General features: G+C 31.0%; 23 protein-coding genes. 12 read left to right on the top strand and 11 right to left on the bottom strand.

Features of this window, described 5'->3' with window-relative positions; genetic code table 11:
* From H1R17_RS07935 to H1R17_RS07900, 8 genes are all read right to left on the bottom strand, one after another.
* Nucleotides 1-774: a hypothetical protein gene (locus H1R17_RS07935; protein ID WP_163430068.1), complete on the bottom strand. Its 774-nt coding sequence runs from the start codon at nt 772-774 to the stop codon at nt 1-3.
* Nucleotides 771-1,262, bottom strand: coding sequence for a dihydrofolate reductase (locus H1R17_RS07930; protein ID WP_163430069.1), 492 nt, complete (start codon nt 1,260-1,262; stop codon nt 771-773). Before H1R17_RS07930 ends, H1R17_RS07935 begins: the two co-directional genes overlap by 4 nt.
* Nucleotides 1,262-2,086, bottom strand: a complete 825-nt coding sequence (locus H1R17_RS07925; RefSeq protein WP_163430070.1) for a thymidylate synthase — start codon at nt 2,084-2,086, stop codon at nt 1,262-1,264. Before H1R17_RS07925 ends, H1R17_RS07930 begins: the two co-directional genes overlap by 1 nt.
* A gap of 2 nt (nt 2,087-2,088) precedes the next feature.
* The gene (locus H1R17_RS07920) at nt 2,089-2,754 is read right to left on the bottom strand and encodes a bifunctional nuclease family protein (protein ID WP_163430071.1); all 666 of its coding nucleotides are present in this window, start codon (nt 2,752-2,754) and stop codon (nt 2,089-2,091) included.
* 115 nt (nt 2,755-2,869) lie between these two features.
* Nucleotides 2,870-3,517, bottom strand: a complete 648-nt coding sequence (locus tag H1R17_RS07915; protein WP_163430072.1) for a suppressor of fused domain protein — start codon at nt 3,515-3,517, stop codon at nt 2,870-2,872.
* 177 nt (nt 3,518-3,694) lie between these two features.
* Nucleotides 3,695-4,294 (bottom strand): hypothetical protein, encoded by a 600-nt coding sequence (locus H1R17_RS07910; RefSeq protein WP_163430073.1) that lies wholly within the window; start codon nt 4,292-4,294, stop codon nt 3,695-3,697.
* An 82-nt stretch (nt 4,295-4,376) separates the two neighbouring features.
* The gene (locus tag H1R17_RS07905; protein WP_163430074.1) at nt 4,377-5,345 is read right to left on the bottom strand and encodes an electron transfer flavoprotein subunit alpha/FixB family protein; all 969 of its coding nucleotides are present in this window, start codon (nt 5,343-5,345) and stop codon (nt 4,377-4,379) included.
* 108 nt (nt 5,346-5,453) lie between these two features.
* Nucleotides 5,454-6,200, bottom strand: a complete 747-nt coding sequence (locus H1R17_RS07900; RefSeq protein WP_163430075.1) for an electron transfer flavoprotein subunit beta/FixA family protein — start codon at nt 6,198-6,200, stop codon at nt 5,454-5,456.
* 209 nt (nt 6,201-6,409) lie between these two features.
* Between H1R17_RS07900 and H1R17_RS07895 the strand changes: the two genes are divergently transcribed.
* From H1R17_RS07895 to H1R17_RS07865, 7 genes are all read left to right on the top strand, one after another.
* On the top strand, nt 6,410-7,012 hold the full coding sequence (locus H1R17_RS07895) for a hypothetical protein (protein WP_163430076.1): 603 nt from the start codon (nt 6,410-6,412) through the stop codon (nt 7,010-7,012).
* Nucleotides 7,012-7,848, top strand: a complete 837-nt coding sequence (locus H1R17_RS07890; RefSeq protein ID WP_163430077.1) for a hypothetical protein — start codon at nt 7,012-7,014, stop codon at nt 7,846-7,848. The genes H1R17_RS07895 and H1R17_RS07890 overlap by 1 nt, the downstream gene beginning before the upstream one ends.
* Entirely contained in the window at nt 7,848-9,116 is a 1,269-nt protein-coding gene (locus H1R17_RS07885; RefSeq protein WP_163430078.1) for a hypothetical protein, read from the top strand. Before H1R17_RS07890 ends, H1R17_RS07885 begins: the two co-directional genes overlap by 1 nt.
* 80 nt (nt 9,117-9,196) lie before the next feature.
* Nucleotides 9,197-9,700, top strand: a complete 504-nt coding sequence (locus tag H1R17_RS07880) for a hypothetical protein (protein ID WP_163430079.1) — start codon at nt 9,197-9,199, stop codon at nt 9,698-9,700.
* Between the two features lie 78 nt (nt 9,701-9,778).
* The gene (locus tag H1R17_RS07875) at nt 9,779-10,759 is read left to right on the top strand and encodes a pyruvate dehydrogenase complex E1 component subunit beta (protein ID WP_163430080.1); all 981 of its coding nucleotides are present in this window, start codon (nt 9,779-9,781) and stop codon (nt 10,757-10,759) included.
* Nucleotides 10,760-10,813: 54 nt separating this feature from the next.
* On the top strand, nt 10,814-13,288 hold the full coding sequence (locus H1R17_RS07870) for a DUF5686 and carboxypeptidase-like regulatory domain-containing protein (protein WP_163430081.1): 2,475 nt from the start codon (nt 10,814-10,816) through the stop codon (nt 13,286-13,288).
* A gap of 65 nt (nt 13,289-13,353) precedes the next feature.
* Nucleotides 13,354-13,878, top strand: coding sequence for an inorganic diphosphatase (locus H1R17_RS07865; RefSeq protein WP_163430082.1), 525 nt, complete (start codon nt 13,354-13,356; stop codon nt 13,876-13,878).
* 36 nt (nt 13,879-13,914) lie between these two features.
* On the opposite strand, the gene H1R17_RS07860 is transcribed toward H1R17_RS07865, so the two are convergent.
* Nucleotides 13,915-14,406, bottom strand: coding sequence for a hypothetical protein (locus H1R17_RS07860; protein WP_163430083.1), 492 nt, complete (start codon nt 14,404-14,406; stop codon nt 13,915-13,917).
* Between the two features lie 140 nt (nt 14,407-14,546).
* On the opposite strand from H1R17_RS07860, the gene ubiE reads away from it, so the two are divergent.
* On the top strand, nt 14,547-15,275 hold the full coding sequence (gene ubiE, locus H1R17_RS07855; RefSeq protein WP_163430084.1) for a bifunctional demethylmenaquinone methyltransferase/2-methoxy-6-polyprenyl-1,4-benzoquinol methylase UbiE: 729 nt from the start codon (nt 14,547-14,549) through the stop codon (nt 15,273-15,275).
* A 4-nt stretch (nt 15,276-15,279) separates the two neighbouring features.
* The gene (locus H1R17_RS07850; protein WP_163430085.1) at nt 15,280-15,993 is read left to right on the top strand and encodes a porin family protein; all 714 of its coding nucleotides are present in this window, start codon (nt 15,280-15,282) and stop codon (nt 15,991-15,993) included.
* A 73-nt stretch (nt 15,994-16,066) separates the two neighbouring features.
* Here the strand turns inward: H1R17_RS07850 and H1R17_RS07845 are convergent, their stop codons facing one another.
* Complete coding sequence (locus tag H1R17_RS07845) at nt 16,067-17,074, bottom strand: TPM domain-containing protein (RefSeq protein WP_163430086.1); 1,008 nt, start codon at nt 17,072-17,074, stop codon at nt 16,067-16,069.
* A 13-nt stretch (nt 17,075-17,087) separates the two neighbouring features.
* Nucleotides 17,088-17,828 carry an RNA methyltransferase gene (locus H1R17_RS07840; RefSeq protein WP_163430087.1) on the bottom strand — a complete coding sequence of 247 codons (741 nt, stop codon included), beginning with the start codon at nt 17,826-17,828 and terminating at the stop codon, nt 17,088-17,090.
* A gap of 37 nt (nt 17,829-17,865) precedes the next feature.
* On the opposite strand from H1R17_RS07840, the gene H1R17_RS07835 reads away from it, so the two are divergent.
* The 3 genes from H1R17_RS07835 (at nt 17,866) to accD (ending at nt 22,435) form a co-directional block, all read left to right on the top strand.
* Entirely contained in the window at nt 17,866-20,430 is a 2,565-nt protein-coding gene (locus H1R17_RS07835) for a BamA/TamA family outer membrane protein (RefSeq protein WP_181729215.1), read from the top strand.
* A gap of 63 nt (nt 20,431-20,493) precedes the next feature.
* Nucleotides 20,494-21,561 carry a class II fructose-bisphosphate aldolase gene (fbaA, locus tag H1R17_RS07830; protein WP_163430088.1) on the top strand — a complete coding sequence of 356 codons (1,068 nt, stop codon included), beginning with the start codon at nt 20,494-20,496 and terminating at the stop codon, nt 21,559-21,561.
* Nucleotides 21,562-21,580: 19 nt separating this feature from the next.
* Nucleotides 21,581-22,435, top strand: coding sequence for an acetyl-CoA carboxylase, carboxyltransferase subunit beta (gene accD, locus H1R17_RS07825; protein ID WP_163430089.1), 855 nt, complete (start codon nt 21,581-21,583; stop codon nt 22,433-22,435).
* Nucleotides 22,436-22,583 lie beyond the last annotated feature (148 nt).

Here is a 22,583-nt window from a genome sequence, read left to right as displayed (position 1 = left end):
TTAATTTATATTATACAAAAACAATTTATTACTTGTTAAAACGCTTAAACTTTTACCATTAAAAAAGGCCTTTTTTACAGTTGCAGTAACCTCATTTAAAACTTCGGTATCTTGCGTTTCGGTATTAAACAAAAATACAGTATTGTTTAATTGATACAACATTTTATTGCCATTAATTGCTAACAATTTGGCTTGTGTTGGTAAAATTTGTTCTTGTATTAATTTACCATAAACATCAATTCCGTAAACTGTGTTACCGCTTTGCCAATAGGCATAATTACCGTACGATGTTAAAAAATCGTAGTTAATTAAGGGGTTGCTCATAAAATTTGGTCGATCTTGCAAGGTGTTTAAAATACACCAACGTTTACTAGCATCATCAAAAACCCATAAGGTAGATTGCGCTGTAAGTGATGCGTAAGCGGCATCGAGCTCAGGAAATTTTTCAGATAAAATTATTTTATCTTTTATGCTTAACTGGTTATCTAAAAGTACTAACTGTTGCGTATTTCTGTAGAAAACCAATTGTTGCAACGGATTTCTTTCATCGTATTCTGAAATAGTTCCTAAAAAAGGATCTTTAAAGGTATAGGTTTTTAATACAGTTTCTTTTGCAATTTCGTTATCAACAATAGAAGATGTATCGCCCAAGTGATTAATGGCATAATATGTTAACGAAGCTGGGCGCTGAAGTTCTTTTTTAAACGAAGCTATTTGTGCATTTACCGAGAATGCAGTTAATATCACAAAAGCTACGCTTAATTTTTTAATCATTTTTGATAGATTTTTATCGTAAAATCGATGGTGTTTTTTTCGTTTGAAGGATGAAATTCTTCCGAAACGGCTTTCCATTCTGAAGTTATTTCAGGAAAAAAAGCATCTGCATCATAAAATGATGCTTCAACATGTGTAATGATTAATTCGGTTGCTTGTGAAATGGTTTGATTATAAATTTCACCGCCACCAATTACATAAACCACCTCTTGATTTTGACTTTTTGCAAATTGCAAAGCTTTTTCAATAGTAGAAAAAACAAAACAATTTTCGGGAACGTTATAATTTTCTTGTCGCGAAATAATTAAATGCGTTCTGTTAGGTAATGGTTTGGGAAACGATTCAAATGTTTTACGCCCCATTAAAATATAATGACCGCTTGTGGTTTCTTTGAAATGCTTAAAATCGGCAGGTAAATGCCAAAGCAACTCATTATTTTTACCTATCGCATTGTTTTTTGCTATGGCTGCAACTAAACTTACTTTCATTATACCGAAACTTGACCTTTAATTGCGGGATGCGGATCATAATCAACCAATGTAAAATCGTCAAAAGTAAAATCGAAAATATTTTTTACTTCAGGATTCAACATCATTTTTGGCAACGGTTTAGGCTCACGAGACAATTGTAATTCCAACTGTTCAAAATGATTGTTATAAATATGGGCATCGCCAAATGTATGAATAAAATCACCATAACCTAAATCACAAACCTGAGCAATCATCATAGTTAATAAAGCATAAGAGGCAATATTAAAAGGCACACCTAAGAAAATATCTGCCGAACGTTGATACAATTGGCACGATAATTTACCATCGGCTACATAAAATTGAAAAAAGGCATGGCAAGGTGGCAACGCAACTTTACCATTAGCTACGTTTTCTTCAAAAGAAACTGAGGTATCAGGCAAAACCGAAGGGTTCCAAGCTGAGATTAACATTCTGCGGCTGTTTGGATTATTCTTTAAAGTATCAACCAATTCTTTAATTTGATCTATTTCTTCTCCGTTCCAATTGCGCCATTGATAACCATAAACAGGTCCTAAATCGCCATTTTCATTAGCCCATTCATCCCAAATACGTACTCCATTTTCTTTTAAATAAGCAATATTTGTTTCGCCTTTTAAAAACCAAAGCAATTCATGAATAATTGATTTTAAATGTAATTTTTTGGTTGTAACCATTGGGAAACCTTCAGCTAAATCAAAACGCATTTGATAACCAAAAACACTTTTTGTTCCCGTTCCGGTTCTATCGCCTTTTTGTACGCCGTTATCTAAAACGTGTTGTACTAAATCTAAATATTGTTTCATTATTACAGATTTCGTTTAGATAATTCATCTCTTAATCGAGCTGCCTTTTCGTAATCTTCATTAAGAACGGCTAACTCTAACATATCATTTAATTCTTGTACCGAATATTCTGCAAATTCATTTGCTTTTTCTTGAAGAGGCATTTTTAAAAACTCATCAATGACATTACCAATTGGTTCTTCTTTTTCATCGTCATCAAATTCTGCATCGTCATCATAATCGTTGCTTTCATCATCCATATCCCCCAACTCTTGCTCGCGAAGATAAATACCTGCTTTATCCAAAATGTTTTTGTAGGTAAAAATAGGCGCATCAAAACGCAATGCCAATGAAATAGCATCAGAAGTACGTGCATCAATAATTTCCTCAATACCATCGCGCTCACAAATAATGCTTGAAAAGAAAACACCATCAACCAATTTATGAATGATGACTTTTTTAACCACAATATCAAACCTGTCGCAAAATGTTTTAAACAAATCATGCGTTAAAGGGCGTGGCGGTTTTAAATCTTCCTCAATAGCAATAGCAATAGCTTGTGCTTCAAAAGCACCTATGACAATGGGCAACTTACGTTCGCCATCTACTTCGTTTAAAATCAAAGCATAAGCTCCGTTTTGGGTATGGCTATACGATATGCCTTTTATTGTTAATTGTACTAAACTCATAAATATAAAAATAGCCAAAAAAGGCTATTAAACAAAGATAGTATCTTTTAAATTTAATAGCCTTGATTTAGGTTAATTTATTTTGATTGTGATTTTACTTCTTTGATAATTAAATTTACTCCGTTCTATCTAAATCTGTAATTAAAAGTGGATTTTTATCTTTTAATTTATTTAAAAGTTTTTCGGTTTCGTACGTTTTAGGATTTTGTTTTAGTAGTTCATACTCATCTGTAGTTAAACCAACCATTTGTAAAAACTGAACTTCACCGTGAGGCGTTTGAATTTTACCTAATTCAGGATCTAAAACAAAGGCTATTGCCGTTAATTGCGTATCGTAATCTAAACGAATAGGACTGTTTGTTGGAATAAAATGAAACTCTTCAAACCAATTTCCGGTTTCAAAAACATATCGCGCTAAATTTTGCATTAAGTTCATTGCCCAATTAAAATCATCGCCTTCTTTCTTTTTTAGTCTAAAAGTAAATTCAAATCCATATTTACTGAATTCTTTTCCAGCGCTTTCTTCATCATAATACAACTCTGACAGTCCGTACGAAACAAAATGGTAATGATCTTCTTGTTTTTGACTTTCATAAACACTTATACCATCAAGCGGATCTTTACCACCCAACATATACTTTATTATGGTACCAAAGTGTTGCGGCTCTTGACTGCCATATATTTCATTTACTTTCTCATCAATAGCCAACCAGCCTACAGCATCATCTTCTGTAAACTTTTGTTTATACGTTTCTAAATTCATAACCTTTTTTATTTTAAATATAACAAAATCAATAGTAATGAACAAAAAAACAGCCGTGAAATAATCACGACTGTTTATATCATTAGATGAAGATTCTGAATCAAGTTCAGAATGACTCGCTCTAGTTGTTATTTACTTGGAAAGATTGCTTCTATTTTCTATCAAAATTAAATCACTTTACTGTAACTTAATGGGTTTCGTATTTGCTTGGAAAATCTGACCATTTTCTAATTCAAGAGTCATATAAAATTGTAAATTATCTTCAGTAGTAATAGGCTTTTTACATTCAAAGTACCATTCAAAAGCAATGTTAAACTTACCCTCATTCAATATTTTTAGCCAATCGTCAACAGAATATCTAATATTTTTTGAATCGGTATTAAAACCAATCTTATAAACTTGAAAATTATTAAGATCAAGTGGTACATTTGCTGGAATACCAAATAAACTTTGACTACATTTTATTTCAAACTTCACAATAGGGGATTCTAACCCTTTATATGCATCACTATCACAAGTAAACGCATAAGCAGAAGAAACTATTGTATTTGCATTAAAAGATGCTATTTGTATAGCATTAACATCCATTATACACTTTATTCTATAATTATTTTTATTTACAATACCATTTTCTAAGACCTCATTAGTTAAATCTGCATTTTTTATTGTTAAAGTATTTAACTTAAAATTAAAAACTTTAGTAGATGGACAACATGAAATTATTATCACTTGGCATAACAAAAATGTAATATATAAATAAACACTTCTCTTTATCATAATATATTTTCTTTCGAATATACAAAAAAACAGTCGTGAAATAATCACGACTGTTTTTGAAAATATATTTTAAAACAAAGAATTAGTTGTTGTTTGCTTTAAATTCTTTTAATTTATTGATTAATTCTGGAACCACTTGAAAAGCATCTCCTACAATACCGTAATCTGCTACTTTAAAGAAAGGTGCTTCTGGATCTGTATTAATTACCACTTTAACTTTAGAAGCGTTGATACCTGCAATATGTTGGATTGCTCCTGAAATACCTACTGCAATGTATAAGTTAGACGCTACTGGTTTACCTGTTTGACCCACGTGTTCTTCGTGAGGTCTCCAATCTAAATCAGAAACTGGTTTAGAACAAGCTGTTGCTGCTCCTAAAACACTTGCTAACTCTTCAATCATTCCCCAATTTTCTGGTCCTTTTAAACCACGACCTCCAGAAACCACGATTTCAGCATCAGCAATTGTTACTTTTCCTGAAGCTTTTTCTTGGTTTTGAATATGGATATTAAAATCAGCATCGTTTAATGATACAGCGAAATCTTCTGTAGCTGCTGCTCCTGAAGCTTCAGCCAAACCAAATGAATTTTTAGCTAAAGCAAGTACTTTAACGTCTGATGTTAACTCAGTAATATTAAAACCTTTACTTGAAAAAGCATTACGTTTTACTTGGAAAGGGCTTGTTGAAACTGGTAAAGCTACAACGTTAGAAGCATATCCTGCATCTAAACCTACAGCAACAATTGGTGCTAAGTATAAAGAATCGGTTGTTGATGATAAAATCACCACTTTAGCGCCTTCTTTTTGAGCAGCTTGCTTTACAACATCTGCATACGCTTTTGCGTTAAATTTATCCAACTTAGCATCGGTAACTTTTAATACTTTATCTACGCCGTATTTTCCTAATTCAGATACATCACCTGCGTTAATTGCTACTGCTGTAACAGTTGTTCCTAATGATTCTGCTACTTTTTTTGCATAAGAAGCTAATTCTAATGCTACTTTTTTAAATTTTCCTTCAGAAAACTCTGTATATATTAAAACTGACATTTTCGTTTATTTTTTAATTATAATTGAGGCTTATTCTTTTGTCATTCTGACGAAGGAAGAATCTTTTAAAGATTTCTTGACAAGCTCGAAATGACAATCGATTAAAATTTAGATTACTTTAGCTTCGTTATGTAATAAGTTGATTAACTCATCTAAATTATCTGGGCTGATTAATTTTACAGCTGATTTAGGTGCTGGTTTTTCAAACTTAACTGCTTTAGATTTTGCATCTGCAGCAACTGGCTCCATAACATTTAACGCTTTTGTACGCGCTGTCATAATACCACGCATATTAGGAATACGTAAATCTTTCTCTTCAACAATTCCTTTTTGCCCACCAATTACTAAAGGTAAATCGGTAGTTAATGTTTCTTTACCACCATCAATTTCACGAACCAAAGTTGCTTTTGTACCGTCAATTTCAGCACCAACACAAGAGTTCACAAAATTATAGTTTAATAAAGATGCTAACATTCCAGGAACCATTCCTCCGTTATAATCTAATGATTCTTTTCCACAAATAACTACATCATAATTACCTGCTTTTACAACCTCAGCCAATTGTTTTGCAACAAAAAAACCATCTGTTGGGTTAGCGTTTACACGAATTGCCTCATCAGCACCAATTGCTAAAGCTTTACGAATAGTAGCTTCGGTATCAGCACCACCAACATTTACAACTGTAACGTGCGCACCTTGCTTTTCTTTAAACCAAATAGCACGTGTTAAACCAAATTCATCGTTAGGATTGATCACAAATTGTACTCCGTTTGTATCAAACTCTGTATCACCATTGGTGAAATTAATCTTTGCAGTAGTATCAGGCACATGGCTGATGCAAACTAATATTTTCATCTATATAACTTTTTGATAAATTCTTAATTAAAAAAACGAAGATAAAAATTTTTTCGAAACTTTTTACTATGCATGCATACTATTTTTTACTGATTTTTTAAACTTTATATCTTTTTTAAGATTTTAATACATTTTTTGTTCTTAAACTAGCTATATTTAAAATAATTTAATAGTTGAAATCTAAATTTTTGTTTGCAAAATTTTTCTAAATGAAAGTCGTTTTTTTGTTTTTATTCTTGGTATTGTATCACCCAGCAGTTTTTAGTCAAATAAATCCTGAAAAAGTGGCGGAAAAGTATCAACCTAAAAATCATACTACAGCACATCCGCCTATTGTTACAAACTTATGGGGAATTAAAAATGTGGTTATTGCTTTTTATCAAATACCTGTATATCATCAATATAAAGAAACCACTTACGAACATAACAAAGTAACGGGGTATTTGTTGATTCCTGAAGGAAATCAATATAAAAAAGTACAAATTGATGTTTATGAAGATGATAATGTAGATACAGAAATTTTAAGTGTATTTTTTGCGAATGCGGATAATGATCCTGCTAAAGAATTAATTATATTAACCTCAAACGTACATCGTTTACAATATTTATACGAAGGCATCGAATATGGTGTTTATTTTTACGATGATTTTTCATCTGATAAAATTCCAACAGAACTAAAACCTATTTACAGGAAAAACTTAGAACGCTTTCAGGATAATTTTGAAGGTTTTAAAGCCGAAGAGCATTGGAAAAGTAAATTTAAAACGGCTGATGATGTTAAAAAAGAACTTAAACGAATGGGCTATCGCTAATGAAAAAATTATATTACATATTTATATCTTTAGTGGCTTTTGCTTGTACTAAAAAACAGGAAGCTATTAAAAACAACACTTCAACTTATACATCAATCGAAAACAAAGAAAGAGTTGAAGCAACCGATACTTCTAATTTATTAGAGGAAGAAAAAAAATTACTTAAAATTCACGACAACATTACAATTTCAATGGGTAATGTTAGAAACGATAGTTTACTTGCTATTAGTAGTCAACAATTTACTGATTCGTTAACGTATTTGATTAAAAACAATAACAACACTATAAATTATCCTTTTGATTTACTTCAAAAAGAAAACGCATTAAAAATGGCAACATCGGCTGACAAAAAGCTACGTGTTTACAGTTGGGATACTAATTCTGGTGGAAGTATGCGTTTTTTTAATCAAATGTATCAGTTTAATGCTAACGGAAATATTACTTTAAATGTTAGCTTGGCTTCTAATGATTCGCAATCGTATTTTTCAAAGATCTATTCGGTTCAAAACAATAAAAAAGAGACCATTTATTTAGTAATTTCAAACAGTATTCTTTCGGGTAGATATTCAGTTCAGTATGTTGATGCTTATAAAATTGGAACTGAAAACCTAATAAAAACACCTGTTTTTAAAACCAAAACCAAAACGCTAGACAAAATAGCGGTCGATTATGATTTTTTCAGTGTTGTAGATCGTCCTGAACGTCCTGTAGAATTAATTACATTTAACAACAATATTCTTAAAATTGCTTTGGTTGATGATAACCAAAATGTTACCACCAAAAATTTGATTTATGAATGGAATGAGGATTTGTTTATTTATAAAGGAATAGAGTAATGTTAAAAATAGATATCGGTTTAATAAAAGATGCTTTGGATATTTTTGATGTTACTTTAAATGTAAGTGCCAAAAACAGTTTGCAATCTATTTTTAAAACTAAATTAAGCAGTAATGAAGCTATTCAAGAAAGACAACAAATTTTAAAATGTTTTAGAATAAATTATGTGTTATTTAAGCAATACCACTATCCTTTAATACATCAACGTGAAGTTTTTCTTAACTTAGAACAAAACAAGTTTACCAACATATTATCTTTTGAAAACCCTTTAAAAAAACTAAACAGTAACAAACAACTAGCGCAAGATTTAAAAGGAAAAGCAATTCAGTTTATTCACTTCTTTGATTTTTACTATCAAACGTATTTAAGAAGTTTTGACTCTTCTCAATTTCCAGATTTGTATAAAAGTAAATATCAACAATTTGTATCGTATCTAAATTCATTCAACTTAGAAGAACAAAAAAAGAGAATCATTGATAAAAAGTTTCATTTAAAAGAAACCTTAGAAGTTGTTAAAATCATGGAAACTCACTATAAAAATAAGCAACAGCAAATTTTTATTGATTTCTTTTTTGAGTTTGAAGCATTTATAGCAATTACCAATCAAAGCATACTTTATAACTTTTGTTTTGCAGAAACAAGTGAATCGCAAGTATTTATAGACAATTTTTATCATCCAAAACTAACAAAACCTGTTAAAAACACACTTGTAAATAGCAATGGTGTTCTTTTGTTAACAGGTGCAAATATGGCAGGTAAATCAACCTTATTAAAAAGCATTGGCTTATGTGTGTATTTACATCATTTAGGATTACCCATTCCTGCAACCAAAGCGCAAATACCTTTTTACAATCACATTTATATTTTTTTAAATAATAACGATGATTTAAATAGTGGTTACAGCTACTTTATGCAGGAAATTTTAAATTTAAAAGAAGTTGTTGTAAGATGTAGTAATAATGAAACTTGCTTTGCTATTTTTGACGAACTTTTTAAAGGAACCAACTTTGAAGATGCTTTTGCAATTTCACAAACCACCTTGAATGGATTGGTAAAATTTAATACTAGTTTATTTATTATTTCTTCACACATTCATCAATTAAAACAGGTAGTAGAAAAACAGCAAACTATTCAGCCTTATTATTTAGAATGTTTAATAAAGGATAATCATCCGCAATTCACATATGAACTAAAAAAAGGGTTTTCTGATTTAAAATTGGGTCAAATACTTTTTAACAGTGAAAAATTAAACACTTTGTTTGGTTAAGACAAATCTTGCTATTTTTTTATTCATAAAATAAAGGCTAACAAATTATAATCTTATCTTTGCTTCATAACACTAAAAATATGAAAAAACTTGTTTTACTTCTAACTATTTTACTTTGTGTAAGTTGTGATAAAGATGAAATTGATGATAAAGTAAACGAATATAAAAACAAACCAAGATCCGAGGATTTAAAAGGTTTTTGGAAACTTTCTGGTTTTTATAAATCAAAAAATCCTCAATCTCTTTCTGATCTTTCAATTAGCAACGGTGGTGTTGCAAGAATTGGTTATGATGAATTTTTGTATTTTGACAACCTGTATTTACGTTTTTTAAATAAAGTAAATCATGGAAATACATATAGTACAAATAGTAAACATCGGTTTTATTGGTACAATGAAAACAACTTCATAAAATCTGTTTACAAAGAAAATTACTCTTACCAAAATACAGAAATATTACAAGAGTTTCAATTACCTTACAAGTTTGGTGAAACAAAAGACACTTTACTTATTCAAAATAATGGAACAATTATGTATCTACTAAAAACAGAAAATGTTGATTTTACAGAATATTCTTTTGAATAATAAATTCACATTCTTGAGTTTTTAAATCAAAATCAGAATATAATTTTATATTTTTGTGCACCTATCAATTATGATATTATGAGAACAATTCAATTTAGAGAGGCTATTTGCGAAGCAATGAGCGAAGAAATGCGCCGCGATGACAAAATATATTTAATGGGTGAAGAAGTTGCCGAATACAACGGAGCTTACAAAGCCAGTAAAGGAATGTTAGATGAATTTGGTGCAAAACGTGTTATTGACACTCCAATTGCCGAATTAGGTTTTGCAGGTATTGCAGTAGGTTCTGCTATGAACGGCTTACGCCCTATTGTAGAATTTATGACCTTTAACTTTTCATTGGTTGGTATTGACCAAATTATAAACAATGCAGCTAAAATGCGTCAAATGAGTGGCGGGCAATTTACTATGCCAATCGTTTTTCGTGGTCCAACAGCTTCTGCTGGTCAGTTAGCAGCAACACACTCACAAGCTTTTGAAAACTGGTTTGCTAACACTCCAGGTTTAAAAGTAGTAGTACCATCAAACCCATATGATGCAAAAGGATTATTAAAATCGGCAATTCGTGATAACGACCCTGTTATTTTCATGGAATCAGAACAAATGTATGGTGATAAAATGGAAGTTCCTGAAGGCGAATATACCATTCCATTAGGGGTTGCTGATATTAAACGCGAAGGTACTGATGTTACTATTGTATCATTTGGTAAAATTATTAAAGAAGCTTACTTAGCTGCTGACGAATTAGCAAAAGAAAACATTTCTTGTGAAATTATCGATTTACGTACCGTTCGTCCTATGGATTACGACGCTATTATTAAATCGGTTCAAAAAACGAACCGTTTGGTAGTTTTAGAAGAAGCTTGGCCATTTGCATCGGTTGCTTCAGAAATAACATATATGGTTCAAGAGCGTGCTTTTGATTATTTAGATGCACCAGTACAACGTATTACAACTGCTGATACACCTGCACCTTACTCACCAGCTTTATTAAAAGAATGGTTGCCAAACGCTCAAGATGTAATTAAAGCAGTAAAAAAGGTACTTTATAAAAATTAACAAAAATTTAAACTAAATTTGTAACTCCAATCCTATCGATTGGAGTTTTTTGTTATGAAAAATTTTCTAAGCATAGCTTTCTCGCTTTTCTATATCTATACCTTTGCGCAAACAAAGGTTAGCGGTATTGTTATTGATGAAAAACAACAACCTGTATCCTATGTTAGTGTGTATTTTAAAAACACCACAGAAGGAGTTATTACAAATGAGAATGGTTCCTTTTATTTAGAATCGGCAACCAAGCAAGATACTTTAATTGCCTCTTTTACGGGGTATGATGATGTTGTAATTCCAATAACAAAAAACACACTTCTCGATCTAAAAATCATTTTAAAAGAAGATAATTTACTAGACGAGATTAAAATCTACTCTGGTAAAACATCTAAAAAAGATAATCCTGCTTTAGATATTCTAAGAAAAATATGGGAAAACCGTAGAAAAAATGGTTTGCATAAATTTGACCAATACACCTATCAGAAATACGAAAAAATAGAATTCGATTTAAATTCTATTGATAGTGCTTATATGAAAAGTCGCTTGTTTAAAGGTATGGAGTTTGTTTTTGATAAAGTAGATACTTCTAAAATCACAGGCAAAACGTATTTACCCATTTTTATAAATGAGCAAGCATCTAATGTTTATGGAGATAATGTTGCAAAACTAAAAAAGGAGATTATTTCAGGCAATAAAAACTCTGGCTTTGAAAACAACCAGCATATCATGGCTTTCTTAAAAGACTTATATGTTGAATACGATATTTACGATAATTACCTAAAATTATACGATAAAGATTTTGTTTCGCCATTATCGCGCACGGGTATTAATGTGTATAATTATGTGCTAAACGATACTGCTGATATAGACGGTAAAAAATGCTACAACATTGTGTATTATCCACGCAGAAAAGGTGAATTAACTTTTAAAGGCGATTTTTGGGTAAACGATGGTACTTGGGCTATTAAGAAAATTAACATGGCAATTAGCAAAGATGCCAACATTAACTGGGTTCGCGATATTTACATTGAACAAGAATACGATGTTTTAAATGATTCTGTTTTCTTGTTAACCAAAGATCATTTAATGACCGATTTTAGTATCCGTCAAAACGAAAAATCAAAAGGTATGTATGGTAAACGAACCACGTACTTTAAAAATTTTGATTTCAATAAAAAGAAACCCGTTAATTTTTACAAAAGCGAAGTTAACAGTTATAACGAAGCCTTAATGAACCGCCCAGATGAGTTTTGGGAAGGATATCGTTTTGAACCTTTATCGCAAGAAGAAAAAGGCATTTACACCATGCTAGACCAGTTACAGCAAAACAAGCGTTTTCAAACCTACGTAAACTTAGCAACTATTTTAGCAAGTGATTACGTACAAATTGGCAATTTTGATTACGGACCTATTTTCTCTTCTTTTGGATTTAACGACATTGAAGGTTTTCGTTTAAGAATGGGCGGACGTACTTATTTTGGACAAAACGATATGTGGCGTTTAGAAGGTTACACCGCTTATGGTTTTAAAGATGATAAGTTTAAATACGGTATTTCTGGGCGCTTTATGTTAGATAAAGATTCGCGCTTTATTTTCTTTGCCGGAAACCGTAGAGATGTTGAGCAAATTGCCGCTACCCTATCACCTATTACCGATGTTTTAGGTCGTAGTTTTGCATCAAGTGCTTTGCTAGCAAGTGGCGATAATTCTAAATTATCAAACATTAACTTAAGTTCAGCAGGTTTAGAAATTGAACCTTTAAAGAACTTGAAATTTGCGGCATCATTTAATTACAAAACATTAAAATCAGCCTCTCCTACTTTTTCATTAGGCTATTTTGATGAAGCTGGCACAATACAAAACGATTTAAAACAATCGGAAATTAATCTTTCTGTAGATTATACTCCAAGAAGAAAAACCGTTGGCTTTGGTGTAGACCGTACCGATGTTGATTATAATTATGCGCGCCTTTTCTTTAATTATTCTTTAGGAGTAAAAGGAATGTTGGGTAGCGATTTTGATTACAAAAAAGTACAGCTTTTGTACCGCCATCCTATTTTAGTTGGTGGTTTTGGCAGATTAACACCTACGTTAGAAGCCGGTAAAACCTTTGGTACTGTTCCTTTAGGTTTAATGAGTGTAATTCCAGGAAATCAATCGTATTTTATCATAGATAACGCTTTTAGTCAACTAAATTATTATGAATTTATTACAGATGAGTATATTGCGTTGCATCTAGAACACAACTTTAACGGTCGCATTTTTTCAAGAATTCCAGGTATTCGCAAATTAGGAATTAGAGAGTTTGTAGGAATTCGTGGTGTTTGGGGCGACGTATCTCAGAAAAACATTGCTATAAACGCTTCAAATATTCCTTACGTGGCACCAAAAGATAAAATTTATTACGAGTATTTTGTTGGTGTTGGCAACCTATTTAAATGTCTACGAATTGATGTTACTTGGCGAGGTAATTACCTTGAAAATCCTGATGCACGAAAAATAGGCGTAAAAGCAGTTTTTGGTTTCCATTTTTAAATTTGTAAGAAATTGAATTTTAGCGTACTTTTGCACTCAATTTCGAAATAAAGAAAAATAGTAATATGACAAATGTTGAACAATTCGATGTATTCATCGAAATACCTGCAGGAAGCAGAAATAAATACGAGTTTGATTTTGATTTAAAAATGATGAGATTTGATCGTTTATTATTCTCATCAATGAAATACCCTACAGATTACGGTTTCATTCCAGAAACTATGGCTTTAGATAATGATCCGTTAGATGTTTTAGTATTAACAACAGAACCTACTATTCCAGGTTTGTTAATGGAAGTAAAACCAATTGGTGTTTTCTATATGGCTGATGATAAAGGTAACGATGAAAAAATCATTTGTGTTCCTACAGGCGATCCTTTAATGCGCGAATTGAACGATTTAGGTGATATTAACAAACACCTTATCAAAGAAATTGAGCATTTTTTCCAAACTTACAAAGATTTAGAAAAGAAAAAAGTTGAAACAAATGGTTTTGGTGATAAAGCAGCTGCAATTGCTATGATTAAAGAATGTCAAGAGCGTTTTGCACAATTACCTGTTGAAAAACAAAAATCTTTTAGCATAAGATAATTATAAATCCAGAACTTAAGTTCTGGATTTTTTTATTTAAAACTGTACTATTATATTTATTAAAAAAACAATGGCTGTAGGTATAGCAAAATAAGGAATAAGTTTAAAGAAATCCTTTTTTGTAGAATTATAAAACAAATAACAATAGCTCATTACAGCAACAAAAAGTAAATAAATAAAATAAGGGTTATAGCAATGGTAACCAATAAATACTTTATTAGTATAAAAACTATCTTCATTAAAAACCTTAATAAAAGCTCTATTATTAAAAAAAACATTCTTCTGTAAGTAATACTTGTTTTCAGGATTTTTATCAAGAATTTTTGAAACATCATTGTTTCCATATATTGTAAATGTATCAAACTCAATTATCACTTGCTTCTTACTTCTTCTACTATCAAAGCCTTTTGTATAAACATGTTCAAGAAAAATTTCTTCTTCACTTTTGGGAAAAGTAAAATCAACTATTAAGAACAAAATATTTAACAGTACTGATAAATGAACTATCCAAAGAGAAATTTTATTCATTTTTAACCTCATATTACTTCCTTATTTAAAACAGAATCTAAAAATACCTTTTTTTCAATACTTCCCAATATAATTAATTAAATCCACACACTACTTTACTATTTTTATTATAATTATATTTGTAAAAATTTCAATTAAAAATGGCTGATCAAATCAATCCTTATAAAGATTCTAACCTAGGTAAAAAACAACAAGTTGAACAAATGTTTGACACTATTTCGGGAAATTATGATAGTTTAAACCGAATGATTTCTTTAGGAACAGATCAAGGATGGAGACGAAATGTCTTAAAAATGGTATCAGACACCAATCCTGAATCTATTTTAGATATTGCAACAGGCACAGGTGATTTGGCTATTTTATTATCAAAATCAAACGCTAAACGCATTGTTGGTTTAGATTTATCGGCAGGTATGTTAGAAGTTGGTAAAGAGAAAGTAAAAGCTTTAGGTTTACAAAATAAAATTGAAATGATTCAAGGCGATTCTGAAAATTTACCTTTTCAAGACAATACTTTTGATGCTATTACCGTTGCATTTGGTGTACGTAACTTTGAAACTTTAGAAAAAGGTTTGTCAGAAATTTTACGAGTATTAAAACCAAACGGAATTTTTGTTATCTTAGAAACCTCGGTTCCAACAAAATTTCCTTTTAAACAAGGCTACAATTTTTACATGAAAACCTTTATGCCTTTAATGGGAAAAATGTTTTCTAAAGATCAAAAAGCGTACAAATATTTATCAGAATCGGCAAAAAACTTTCCTTACGGTGAAAAACTAAATGGTATTTTACAAAAGGTTGGTTTTAAAAATGTAAAGCATAACCCACAAACAATGGGCGTTGCAACCATTTATTCAGCATCAAAATAAAAATATGAAAAAACTACTTGTTATAACCTGTTTGCTATTAAGTATTTCTTCTTTTTCACAAGGAATATTTGGAAAAAACCCGTACCGAAATCAACAAGAATGGGACAAGCAACGTTTGCATTATGGTTATTTTTTAGGTTTTAGTTCGTATAATTTTAAATTTGATTATGCTAAAAGCTTTCATGAAAAAAACGGAAGCAATGAAATATTAGTAACACCATCTACAGGTTTTAATGTTGGTTTGGTTGGTAATTTACGTATTATGGAGTATTTAGATTTGCGTTTTGAACCAGGTTTGTATTACACCAAACGTAAGCTTTTTTATCCACACATTGCAAATCCTGATCAAAATATGCGCGATGTTACTTCAACATACATTCACTTTCCTTTATTATTAAAATTCTCTGCTTTACGCGCCGGAAATGTACGCCCGTATATATTGGCAGGTCTTTCAGAATCGTTAAATTTAAGTAGTAATGAAACAGCTAAAGAGGATAATTATGCAGGAAGATTTAGAATGCGTAAATGGACAGCGAATTACGAATTAGGTTTGGGAATTGATTTGTACTTTGAGCACTTTAAATTTTCACCATCAATTAGAGGTGTTTTTGGATTACAAGACGAATTGGTTAGAGACCGTGCTGCTAATAGTCCGTGGACAGGTGATATAGAATCAATGAAATCTCGTGGAATATTTGTTAACTTCACGTTTCATTAAAAAAGCATAAAATTTTACATACAAAAAAATCCTGCAAATTAACATTGCAGGATTTTTTTATGATATTGCTTATTTATTCGGGCATTTTAACTTGCTGACCCGATGCTTCTACTAAAGCTATTTCAAATTGCATCAATATTTCGTATAAGCCTTTGTACACTTCTTTCTTTTTTAAGGATTGATTCAACTTGTTTTTTAGTTGCTGTAAAGGTAATTTACTCAATATTTTTCCATTTTCGGTGCCAAAATAAACAAACGACTTATTTTCAACTTCATCAAACAAAATAACAATGTTATTTTTTATTCTTTCTTCATCATTAAACACTAAATGTGATGCGTAAGGCTCCATCATATCAGGAGTCATATTTTGATTTCCTACATTCTGCACAGCCACTTCTATACCATAATTCATTTCAAACTTTGTAATATAATTTGCTAGCTTGTTTATTTCTTCAGATATAAAAATAGCTGAATCTACATAACCAAATCCCATTGGTACTGTTGTACCATAAGCAACTTCGGCAACCGCATAAGCATTATCGTCACCTGTAACAGTAGTTTCGTATTCATTAGAAAAAGAACCATCACTTAGAGCTACAAATTCTTTAGCTCTTAATTTTTTTTTATAATAAGCTACCGATTTTTTAAGTTTAGCTGCTGTTTCATTACCATCATTCCAAATGGTAATAAGATATTTATCTACTGTTAAAAAAGCATAATTACTTTGCGAATAAAGTGTTGGCAATATATTTTCTAAATCTTGTATCGTATTAAATTCAGAAACAACAACACCTGCATCATTATCATCTTGTTTCACTTCTTGGTAGCATTCAATATAAACTCTATTTACATGGGTAATGTCATAATTATAGATAACAGCTTGCATTTGCTCTTTTTGTAAAAGTACCGTTGGGTTTTCAAAAATTCCTACATCACGTGTTTCTTTTGTTATTTTAGCTAACTTCATTTCGGGTAAAATACTAGCATCGTACTTAAAACTTTCAGGAAACTGAATTTTCTGGCAAAAAACAAAAGGAGTTGTTATTAAATTGAATAAAACAAAATACAATATTTTTTTCATAGCGATTAATTTATTATTTGGATACAGAATTGCTTCTTTTAAACTCGCTTAAAATAATAGCGGTAGCTGTTGCAACATTTAAACTTTCGGTTTCTTGAAGAGTACCAAAACGAGGTATGGCAATTTTCTTGGTAACCATTTGCTCTATTTCGTTAGAAATTCCATTAGCTTCATTACCCATAACAATAATACCATTATCGGCTAATGTTTCTTTATAAACATTGGCACCATCCATAAAAGTGCCATAAATATCATGGTTATATTCTTTTAAATAAGCAACCAAATCGGTATAAAAAACATTCACACGGGTTAAAGATCCCATAGTTGCTTGAACCACTTTTGGATTATATACATCAACCGATTCATGACTACAAATTAAATCCTCAATACCAAACCAATCGCACAAACGTATAATGGTTCCTAAATTTCCAGGATCGCGCACATCATCTAAAGCAACTTTTAATCCCTTATTCACAGGCAACTGAATATCCTTCATTTTAAAAAGCGCCAAACACTGATTAGGTGTGCTTAAATTTGATATTTTCTTAAGCTCGTCTAATGAAATAAGTGTTAACTGATTATTGGAAACTTTGAAATCAATATACGATGTACTATATATATGAACAAGCTCTAAAGACGAATTTAACAGCTCTTCAATTACCTTAAAACCTTCGGCAATGAAAATTTTATGTAAATCGCGGTATTTTTTTTGCTTTAATTGCGTTATATATTTGATTTGGTTCTTACTAAGCATGTCGTAAAAAATTGTAATTTTACCGTTTGAAATTGTTATGAAATTGAAAAATAATGTATCAAAATTAGTACTTATTACCGTAATTACCAGCTTTTTTTTAGCTTGTTCTTTAACAAAACGCGTTGATGATGATGAACGCTTGCTTATGGAGAACATTTTGTTGGTAAACGGTAAAAAAGAAACTAATGAAAATATAACCCAACAAATTTACCAGCAACCTAATAGTAATATTTTAGGATATCGTTTGCGTTTGCAAATGTACAATATGGCAAAGGTAAACCCCGATTCTACGTACCAAGCGTGGTTAGATAGACATCCTAAAAACGAACGTTTTTTAACCAATTTTTTATCGGCAAAACAAGTAGATCGTTTGGGAACTTCATTTTTTGTTTCGGGCTTAGGTAGAACTTTAAAAAATTTGGGCGAAGCACCTGTTATTTATGATAATGAGCGTACTAAAAAATCGGCAATTCGTTTAAAAAACCATTATTTTAATCAAGGGTATTTTAACACAAAAGTTTCGTACGCGTTAGATTCTTTAAAAACAAAAAAAATCACCGCTAAATACACTGTAAATACTGATAAACCGTATTATTACGATAGTATTGCAACTATCATTCAATCACAAGAATTAGATACTTTATTTGCTAAAAACAAACGCGCTGCATTGATAAAAAAAGGAGATCAATACAATTCAAAAAAACTAGATGAAGAGCGCGACCGCATTACGACTTATTTTAGAAATAATGGCGCTTACGATTTTCAGAAAACGTATATTACCTATGAAATTGATACGCTGCAAAACAATTATACTGCCAATATTGTTTTAAATATTGACAATAAAAACATTAAAGAAGGCGATACTTTACGCGCAGAACCGTTTAAATTATATAAAATTAGTCAGGTAAATGTTTTCACAAGTAATACATCAAGTACCGAAACATCAATAACCGATTCTGTTCAATACAAAAACATCAATATTTATAGTAAAGGTCCGTTAAGTTACAAACCTAAAACTTTAAAAAACGCTATTTTTATTGATAAAGATGGTTATTTTTCAGACATGCGCCGTTTAATTACATCACGTTCTTTAAGTAATTTAAAGGTTTTTAATTATCCAACCATTGAATATATTCCCGATTCTAGAGACAGTTTAGGAAAATCGTTAATTGCCAACATTACATTAAATCCTAAAAAACGCTTTACTTTTAATCCATCTATTGACTTAAATCATTCTAACATTCAAGATTTTGGTATTGAAGGAAATATTGGTTTTGTTTTCAGAAATCTTTTTAAAGGTGCCGAAATTTTAGATATTGGTTTTAGAGGAAACATTGGTTCATCGGCTTCAAAATACCGCAATGATCAAAATACCTTTTTTGATATTTTAGAATATGGTGCCGATATTAAGTTAACTTTCCCTCGCTTTTTATTCTTTTCAAATCAAATTGATAAAATTATCGACCGTACTTCGTTCCCTAACACCGCTTTAAGTATTGGTTTTTTCAATCAACAAAACATTGGTTTAGACAAACAAAATCTTACAGGCGTATTTAATTACAGTTGGTCTTACAAGCGTAGAAACACAATAAGTTTAGATGTTTTTAATCTACAGTTTGTTCGTAATATGAATCCTGGTAACTATTTTAAAGTTTACCGCTCATCATACAACACACTTAATACGATTTCTGATAACGTAACTACCAACCCATCTTATTTAGATGAAAACGGTAATTTAACTATTGCCGATGGTGGTGCCGATGCTTTCATTTCTGATGTTTTAGCAGGAAACACAAATGCTAATGCCAATCAATACAATTCTGTACGAAGCATTTCTGAACGTAAACAGCGTTTAACCGAGAACAACTTGATATTAGCAAGTAACATTGTGTACACCTACTCTAACCGCTTTAATATTAAAGACCAAGAGTTTTTTATTTTTAAAACAAAGATAGAATCGGCAGGAAATTTACTAAATGCTATAGCAAAATCATCAACCGATAATTACGATGTAACAGGTAAAAAACGTACTGTTTTAGATGTGGCTTATTCTCAATATTTTAAAGGCGAGCTTGATTTTATAAAGTATTTTGATTTAGGTAATAAAAATGTTTTAGCCTTACGCGCCTTTGGTGGTATTGCAATACCTTTTGGAAACAGTAATTACATTCCTTTTTCTCGAAGTTATTTTGCTGGTGGTTCTAATGATAACCGTGCATGGCAATCGTATCGTTTAGGACCAGGACGTTCTGGTGGCATCAACGATTTTAACGAAGCCAATATGAAATTAGCCTTTAATGTAGAATATCGTTTTAATGTTTCAGGCCCTTGGAATATGGCTATTTTTGCCGATGCTGGTAACATTTGGAATACGCTAGACAACGAAACTGATGAAAGAATGACTTTTAATGGATTAAAATCTTTACAAGATATTGCATTAGGAACTGGTCTTGGTATACGATATGATTTTAGCTTTTTTGTGATACGATGCGATTTAGGTTTTAAAACCTACAACCCAGCCAATGAAAAAGACAGACAATGGTTTAAAGAATGGAATTTAAGTAAAACGGTTTTAAATGTCGGAATTAACTATCCGTTTTAATAAAATTATTACTTTTGTAAGCTAAACTATTTTTATACTGAATAAAAAACACAACATACTATTATGGCACATAACATTAAACCTGGAGTTGCAACAGGAGATCAAGTTCAAGAAATATTTAATTACGCAAAAGAAAAAGGCTTTGCTTTACCAGCAATCAACGTTACTTCATCAAGCACTATTAATGGTGTAATGGAAACGGCAGCTAAATTAAACGCACCTGTTATCATTCAGTTTTCTAATGGTGGTGGTTTATTTATGGCAGGTAAAGGCTTAAATAACGATAATGAAAAAGCAGCCATTGCAGGTAGTATTGCAGGTGCTAAACAAATACATGAATTAGCAGAATTATACGGTGCAACTGTAATTATACACACAGACCACTGTGCTAAAAAATTATTACCTTGGATTGATGGTTTGTTAGATGCTAGCGAAAAGTTTTATGCAGAAACAGGAAAACCGTTGTTTTCTTCGCACATGATTGATTTATCTGAAGAACCAATTGAAGAAAACTTAGAAATTTCTAAAAAATACCTTGAGCGTATGAGCAAAATGGGTATGACATTAGAAATTGAATTAGGTATTACTGGCGGTGAAGAAGATGGTGTTGATAACTCTCATGTTGATTCTTCTAAATTATACACACAACCAGAAGAAGTTGCGTATGCTTATGAAGAGTTAATGAAAATTTCACCTCGTTTCACTATTGCAGCTGCTTTTGGAAATGTTCACGGAGTTTACAAACCAGGAAACGTAAAATTAACGCCAAAAATCTTAGACAATTCTCAGAAATTCGTTCAAGAAAAATTCAATACAAAAAACAATCCTGTTGATTTTGTTTTCCACGGAGGATCAGGTTCTACATTAGAAGAAATTCGTGAAGCTATTTCTTACGGAGTTATCAAAATGAATTTAGATACCGATTTACAATTTGCTTTTACAGAAGGTGCTCGTGATTATATCTTATCTAAAAAAGATTATTTGATGACGCAAATTGGAAATCCAGAAGGAGAAGAAATCCCTAACAAAAAATATTACGATCCACGTAAATGGTTGCGTGAAGCAGAATTAACTTTTAACAAACGTTTAGAGCAAGCTTTTGCCGATTTAAACAATGTTAACACATTATAAAACTATTAAACGCTAAGATATGGCTTGGTTTAAAAGAAAAGAAAAAGGTATTACTACAGCTACCGAAGATAAAAAAGATATTCCAAAAGGTTTATGGTACAAATCGCCAACAGGTAAAATTGTAGAATCAGAAGAATTAGCAAAAAACCTATGGATTAGTCCAGAAGATGATTATCACGTAAGAATAGGTAGCAAAGAATATTTTGAAATTTTATTTGATGACAATCAGTTTAAAGAATTATTTGGTTCTATTACATCAAAAGATCCTTTAAAATTTGTTGATACAAAAAAATACAGCGATCGTTTAAAAGAAGCAAAAGATAAAACCAAGCTAAAAGATGCTGTTCGTGTAGCAGTAGGAAAATCAAAAGGTAATGATTTAGTTGTTGCTTGTATGGATTTTGCTTTTATTGGTGGATCAATGGGTTCTGTAGTAGGTGAAAAAATTGCCCGTGGTATTGATTATTCTATCAAACATAAAATACCTTTTATGATGATTTCTAAATCAGGAGGTGCACGTATGATGGAAGCTGCTTTTTCATTAATGCAAATGGCTAAAACATCAGCTAAGTTAGCTTTACTTGCCGATGCTAAAATTCCATACATATCATTATGTACAGATCCTACCACTGGTGGTACTACAGCTTCTTATGCAATGTTAGGCGATATTAATATTGCAGAGCCAGGTGCTTTAATTGGTTTTGCAGGTCCACGTATTGTAAAAGATACTACAGGAAAAGATTTACCTGATGGTTTTCAAACATCTGAATTTTTATTAGAACACGGTTTCTTAGACTTTGTTGTTCATAGAAAACAATTAAAAGATAAAGTAAACCTTTATATTGATTTAGTTTTAAATCAGTCTTTAAGATAATTTAAAAAGCATTGCAGTAGCAATGCTTTTTTTCTTTCCCTATTTTATTTAGCATACAAAGTAAAGTAGAAACTAAAATTTACCATTTGCTAGTTGCAACATTATCAGAAAATTAAAAAATAATTAAAAATTAGTTTTTAAAAAACCT

This window comes from Flavobacterium sp. xlx-214, from assembly GCF_013874595.1.
Classification (GTDB): domain Bacteria; phylum Bacteroidota; class Bacteroidia; order Flavobacteriales; family Flavobacteriaceae; genus Flavobacterium.
Note: the sequence above shows the minus strand (reverse complement) of the source record. Positions and strands in the feature narration are given on the sequence as shown.

Bases quoted from the DNA above. Each gene is read 5' to 3' on its own strand.
- H1R17_RS07935 (WP_163430068.1), bottom strand. From the start codon at position 774: ATGATTAAAAAATTAAGCGTAGCTTTTGTGATATTAACTGCATTCTCG.
- H1R17_RS07930 (WP_163430069.1), bottom strand. From the start codon at position 1,262: ATGAAAGTAAGTTTAGTTGCAGCCATAGCAAAAAACAATGCGATAGGT.
- H1R17_RS07925 (WP_163430070.1), bottom strand. From the start codon at position 2,086: ATGAAACAATATTTAGATTTAGTACAACACGTTTTAGATAACGGCGTA.
- H1R17_RS07920 (WP_163430071.1), bottom strand. From the start codon at position 2,754: ATGAGTTTAGTACAATTAACAATAAAAGGCATATCGTATAGCCATACC.
- H1R17_RS07915 (WP_163430072.1), bottom strand. From the start codon at position 3,517: ATGAATTTAGAAACGTATAAACAAAAGTTTACAGAAGATGATGCTGTA.
- H1R17_RS07910 (WP_163430073.1), bottom strand. From the start codon at position 4,294: ATGATAAAGAGAAGTGTTTATTTATATATTACATTTTTGTTATGCCAA.
- H1R17_RS07905 (WP_163430074.1), bottom strand. From the start codon at position 5,345: ATGTCAGTTTTAATATATACAGAGTTTTCTGAAGGAAAATTTAAAAAA.
- H1R17_RS07900 (WP_163430075.1), bottom strand. From the start codon at position 6,200: ATGAAAATATTAGTTTGCATCAGCCATGTGCCTGATACTACTGCAAAG.
- H1R17_RS07895 (WP_163430076.1), top strand. From the start codon at position 6,410: ATGAAAGTCGTTTTTTTGTTTTTATTCTTGGTATTGTATCACCCAGCA.
- H1R17_RS07890 (WP_163430077.1), top strand. From the start codon at position 7,012: ATGAAAAAATTATATTACATATTTATATCTTTAGTGGCTTTTGCTTGT.
- H1R17_RS07885 (WP_163430078.1), top strand. From the start codon at position 7,848: ATGTTAAAAATAGATATCGGTTTAATAAAAGATGCTTTGGATATTTTT.
- H1R17_RS07880 (WP_163430079.1), top strand. From the start codon at position 9,197: ATGAAAAAACTTGTTTTACTTCTAACTATTTTACTTTGTGTAAGTTGT.
- H1R17_RS07875 (WP_163430080.1), top strand. From the start codon at position 9,779: ATGAGAACAATTCAATTTAGAGAGGCTATTTGCGAAGCAATGAGCGAA.
- H1R17_RS07870 (WP_163430081.1), top strand. From the start codon at position 10,814: ATGAAAAATTTTCTAAGCATAGCTTTCTCGCTTTTCTATATCTATACC.
- H1R17_RS07865 (WP_163430082.1), top strand. From the start codon at position 13,354: ATGACAAATGTTGAACAATTCGATGTATTCATCGAAATACCTGCAGGA.
- H1R17_RS07860 (WP_163430083.1), bottom strand. From the start codon at position 14,406: ATGAATAAAATTTCTCTTTGGATAGTTCATTTATCAGTACTGTTAAAT.
- ubiE (WP_163430084.1), top strand. From the start codon at position 14,547: ATGGCTGATCAAATCAATCCTTATAAAGATTCTAACCTAGGTAAAAAA.
- H1R17_RS07850 (WP_163430085.1), top strand. From the start codon at position 15,280: ATGAAAAAACTACTTGTTATAACCTGTTTGCTATTAAGTATTTCTTCT.
- H1R17_RS07845 (WP_163430086.1), bottom strand. From the start codon at position 17,074: ATGAAAAAAATATTGTATTTTGTTTTATTCAATTTAATAACAACTCCT.
- H1R17_RS07840 (WP_163430087.1), bottom strand. From the start codon at position 17,828: ATGCTTAGTAAGAACCAAATCAAATATATAACGCAATTAAAGCAAAAA.
- H1R17_RS07835 (WP_181729215.1), top strand. From the start codon at position 17,866: ATGAAATTGAAAAATAATGTATCAAAATTAGTACTTATTACCGTAATT.
- fbaA (WP_163430088.1), top strand. From the start codon at position 20,494: ATGGCACATAACATTAAACCTGGAGTTGCAACAGGAGATCAAGTTCAA.
- accD (WP_163430089.1), top strand. From the start codon at position 21,581: ATGGCTTGGTTTAAAAGAAAAGAAAAAGGTATTACTACAGCTACCGAA.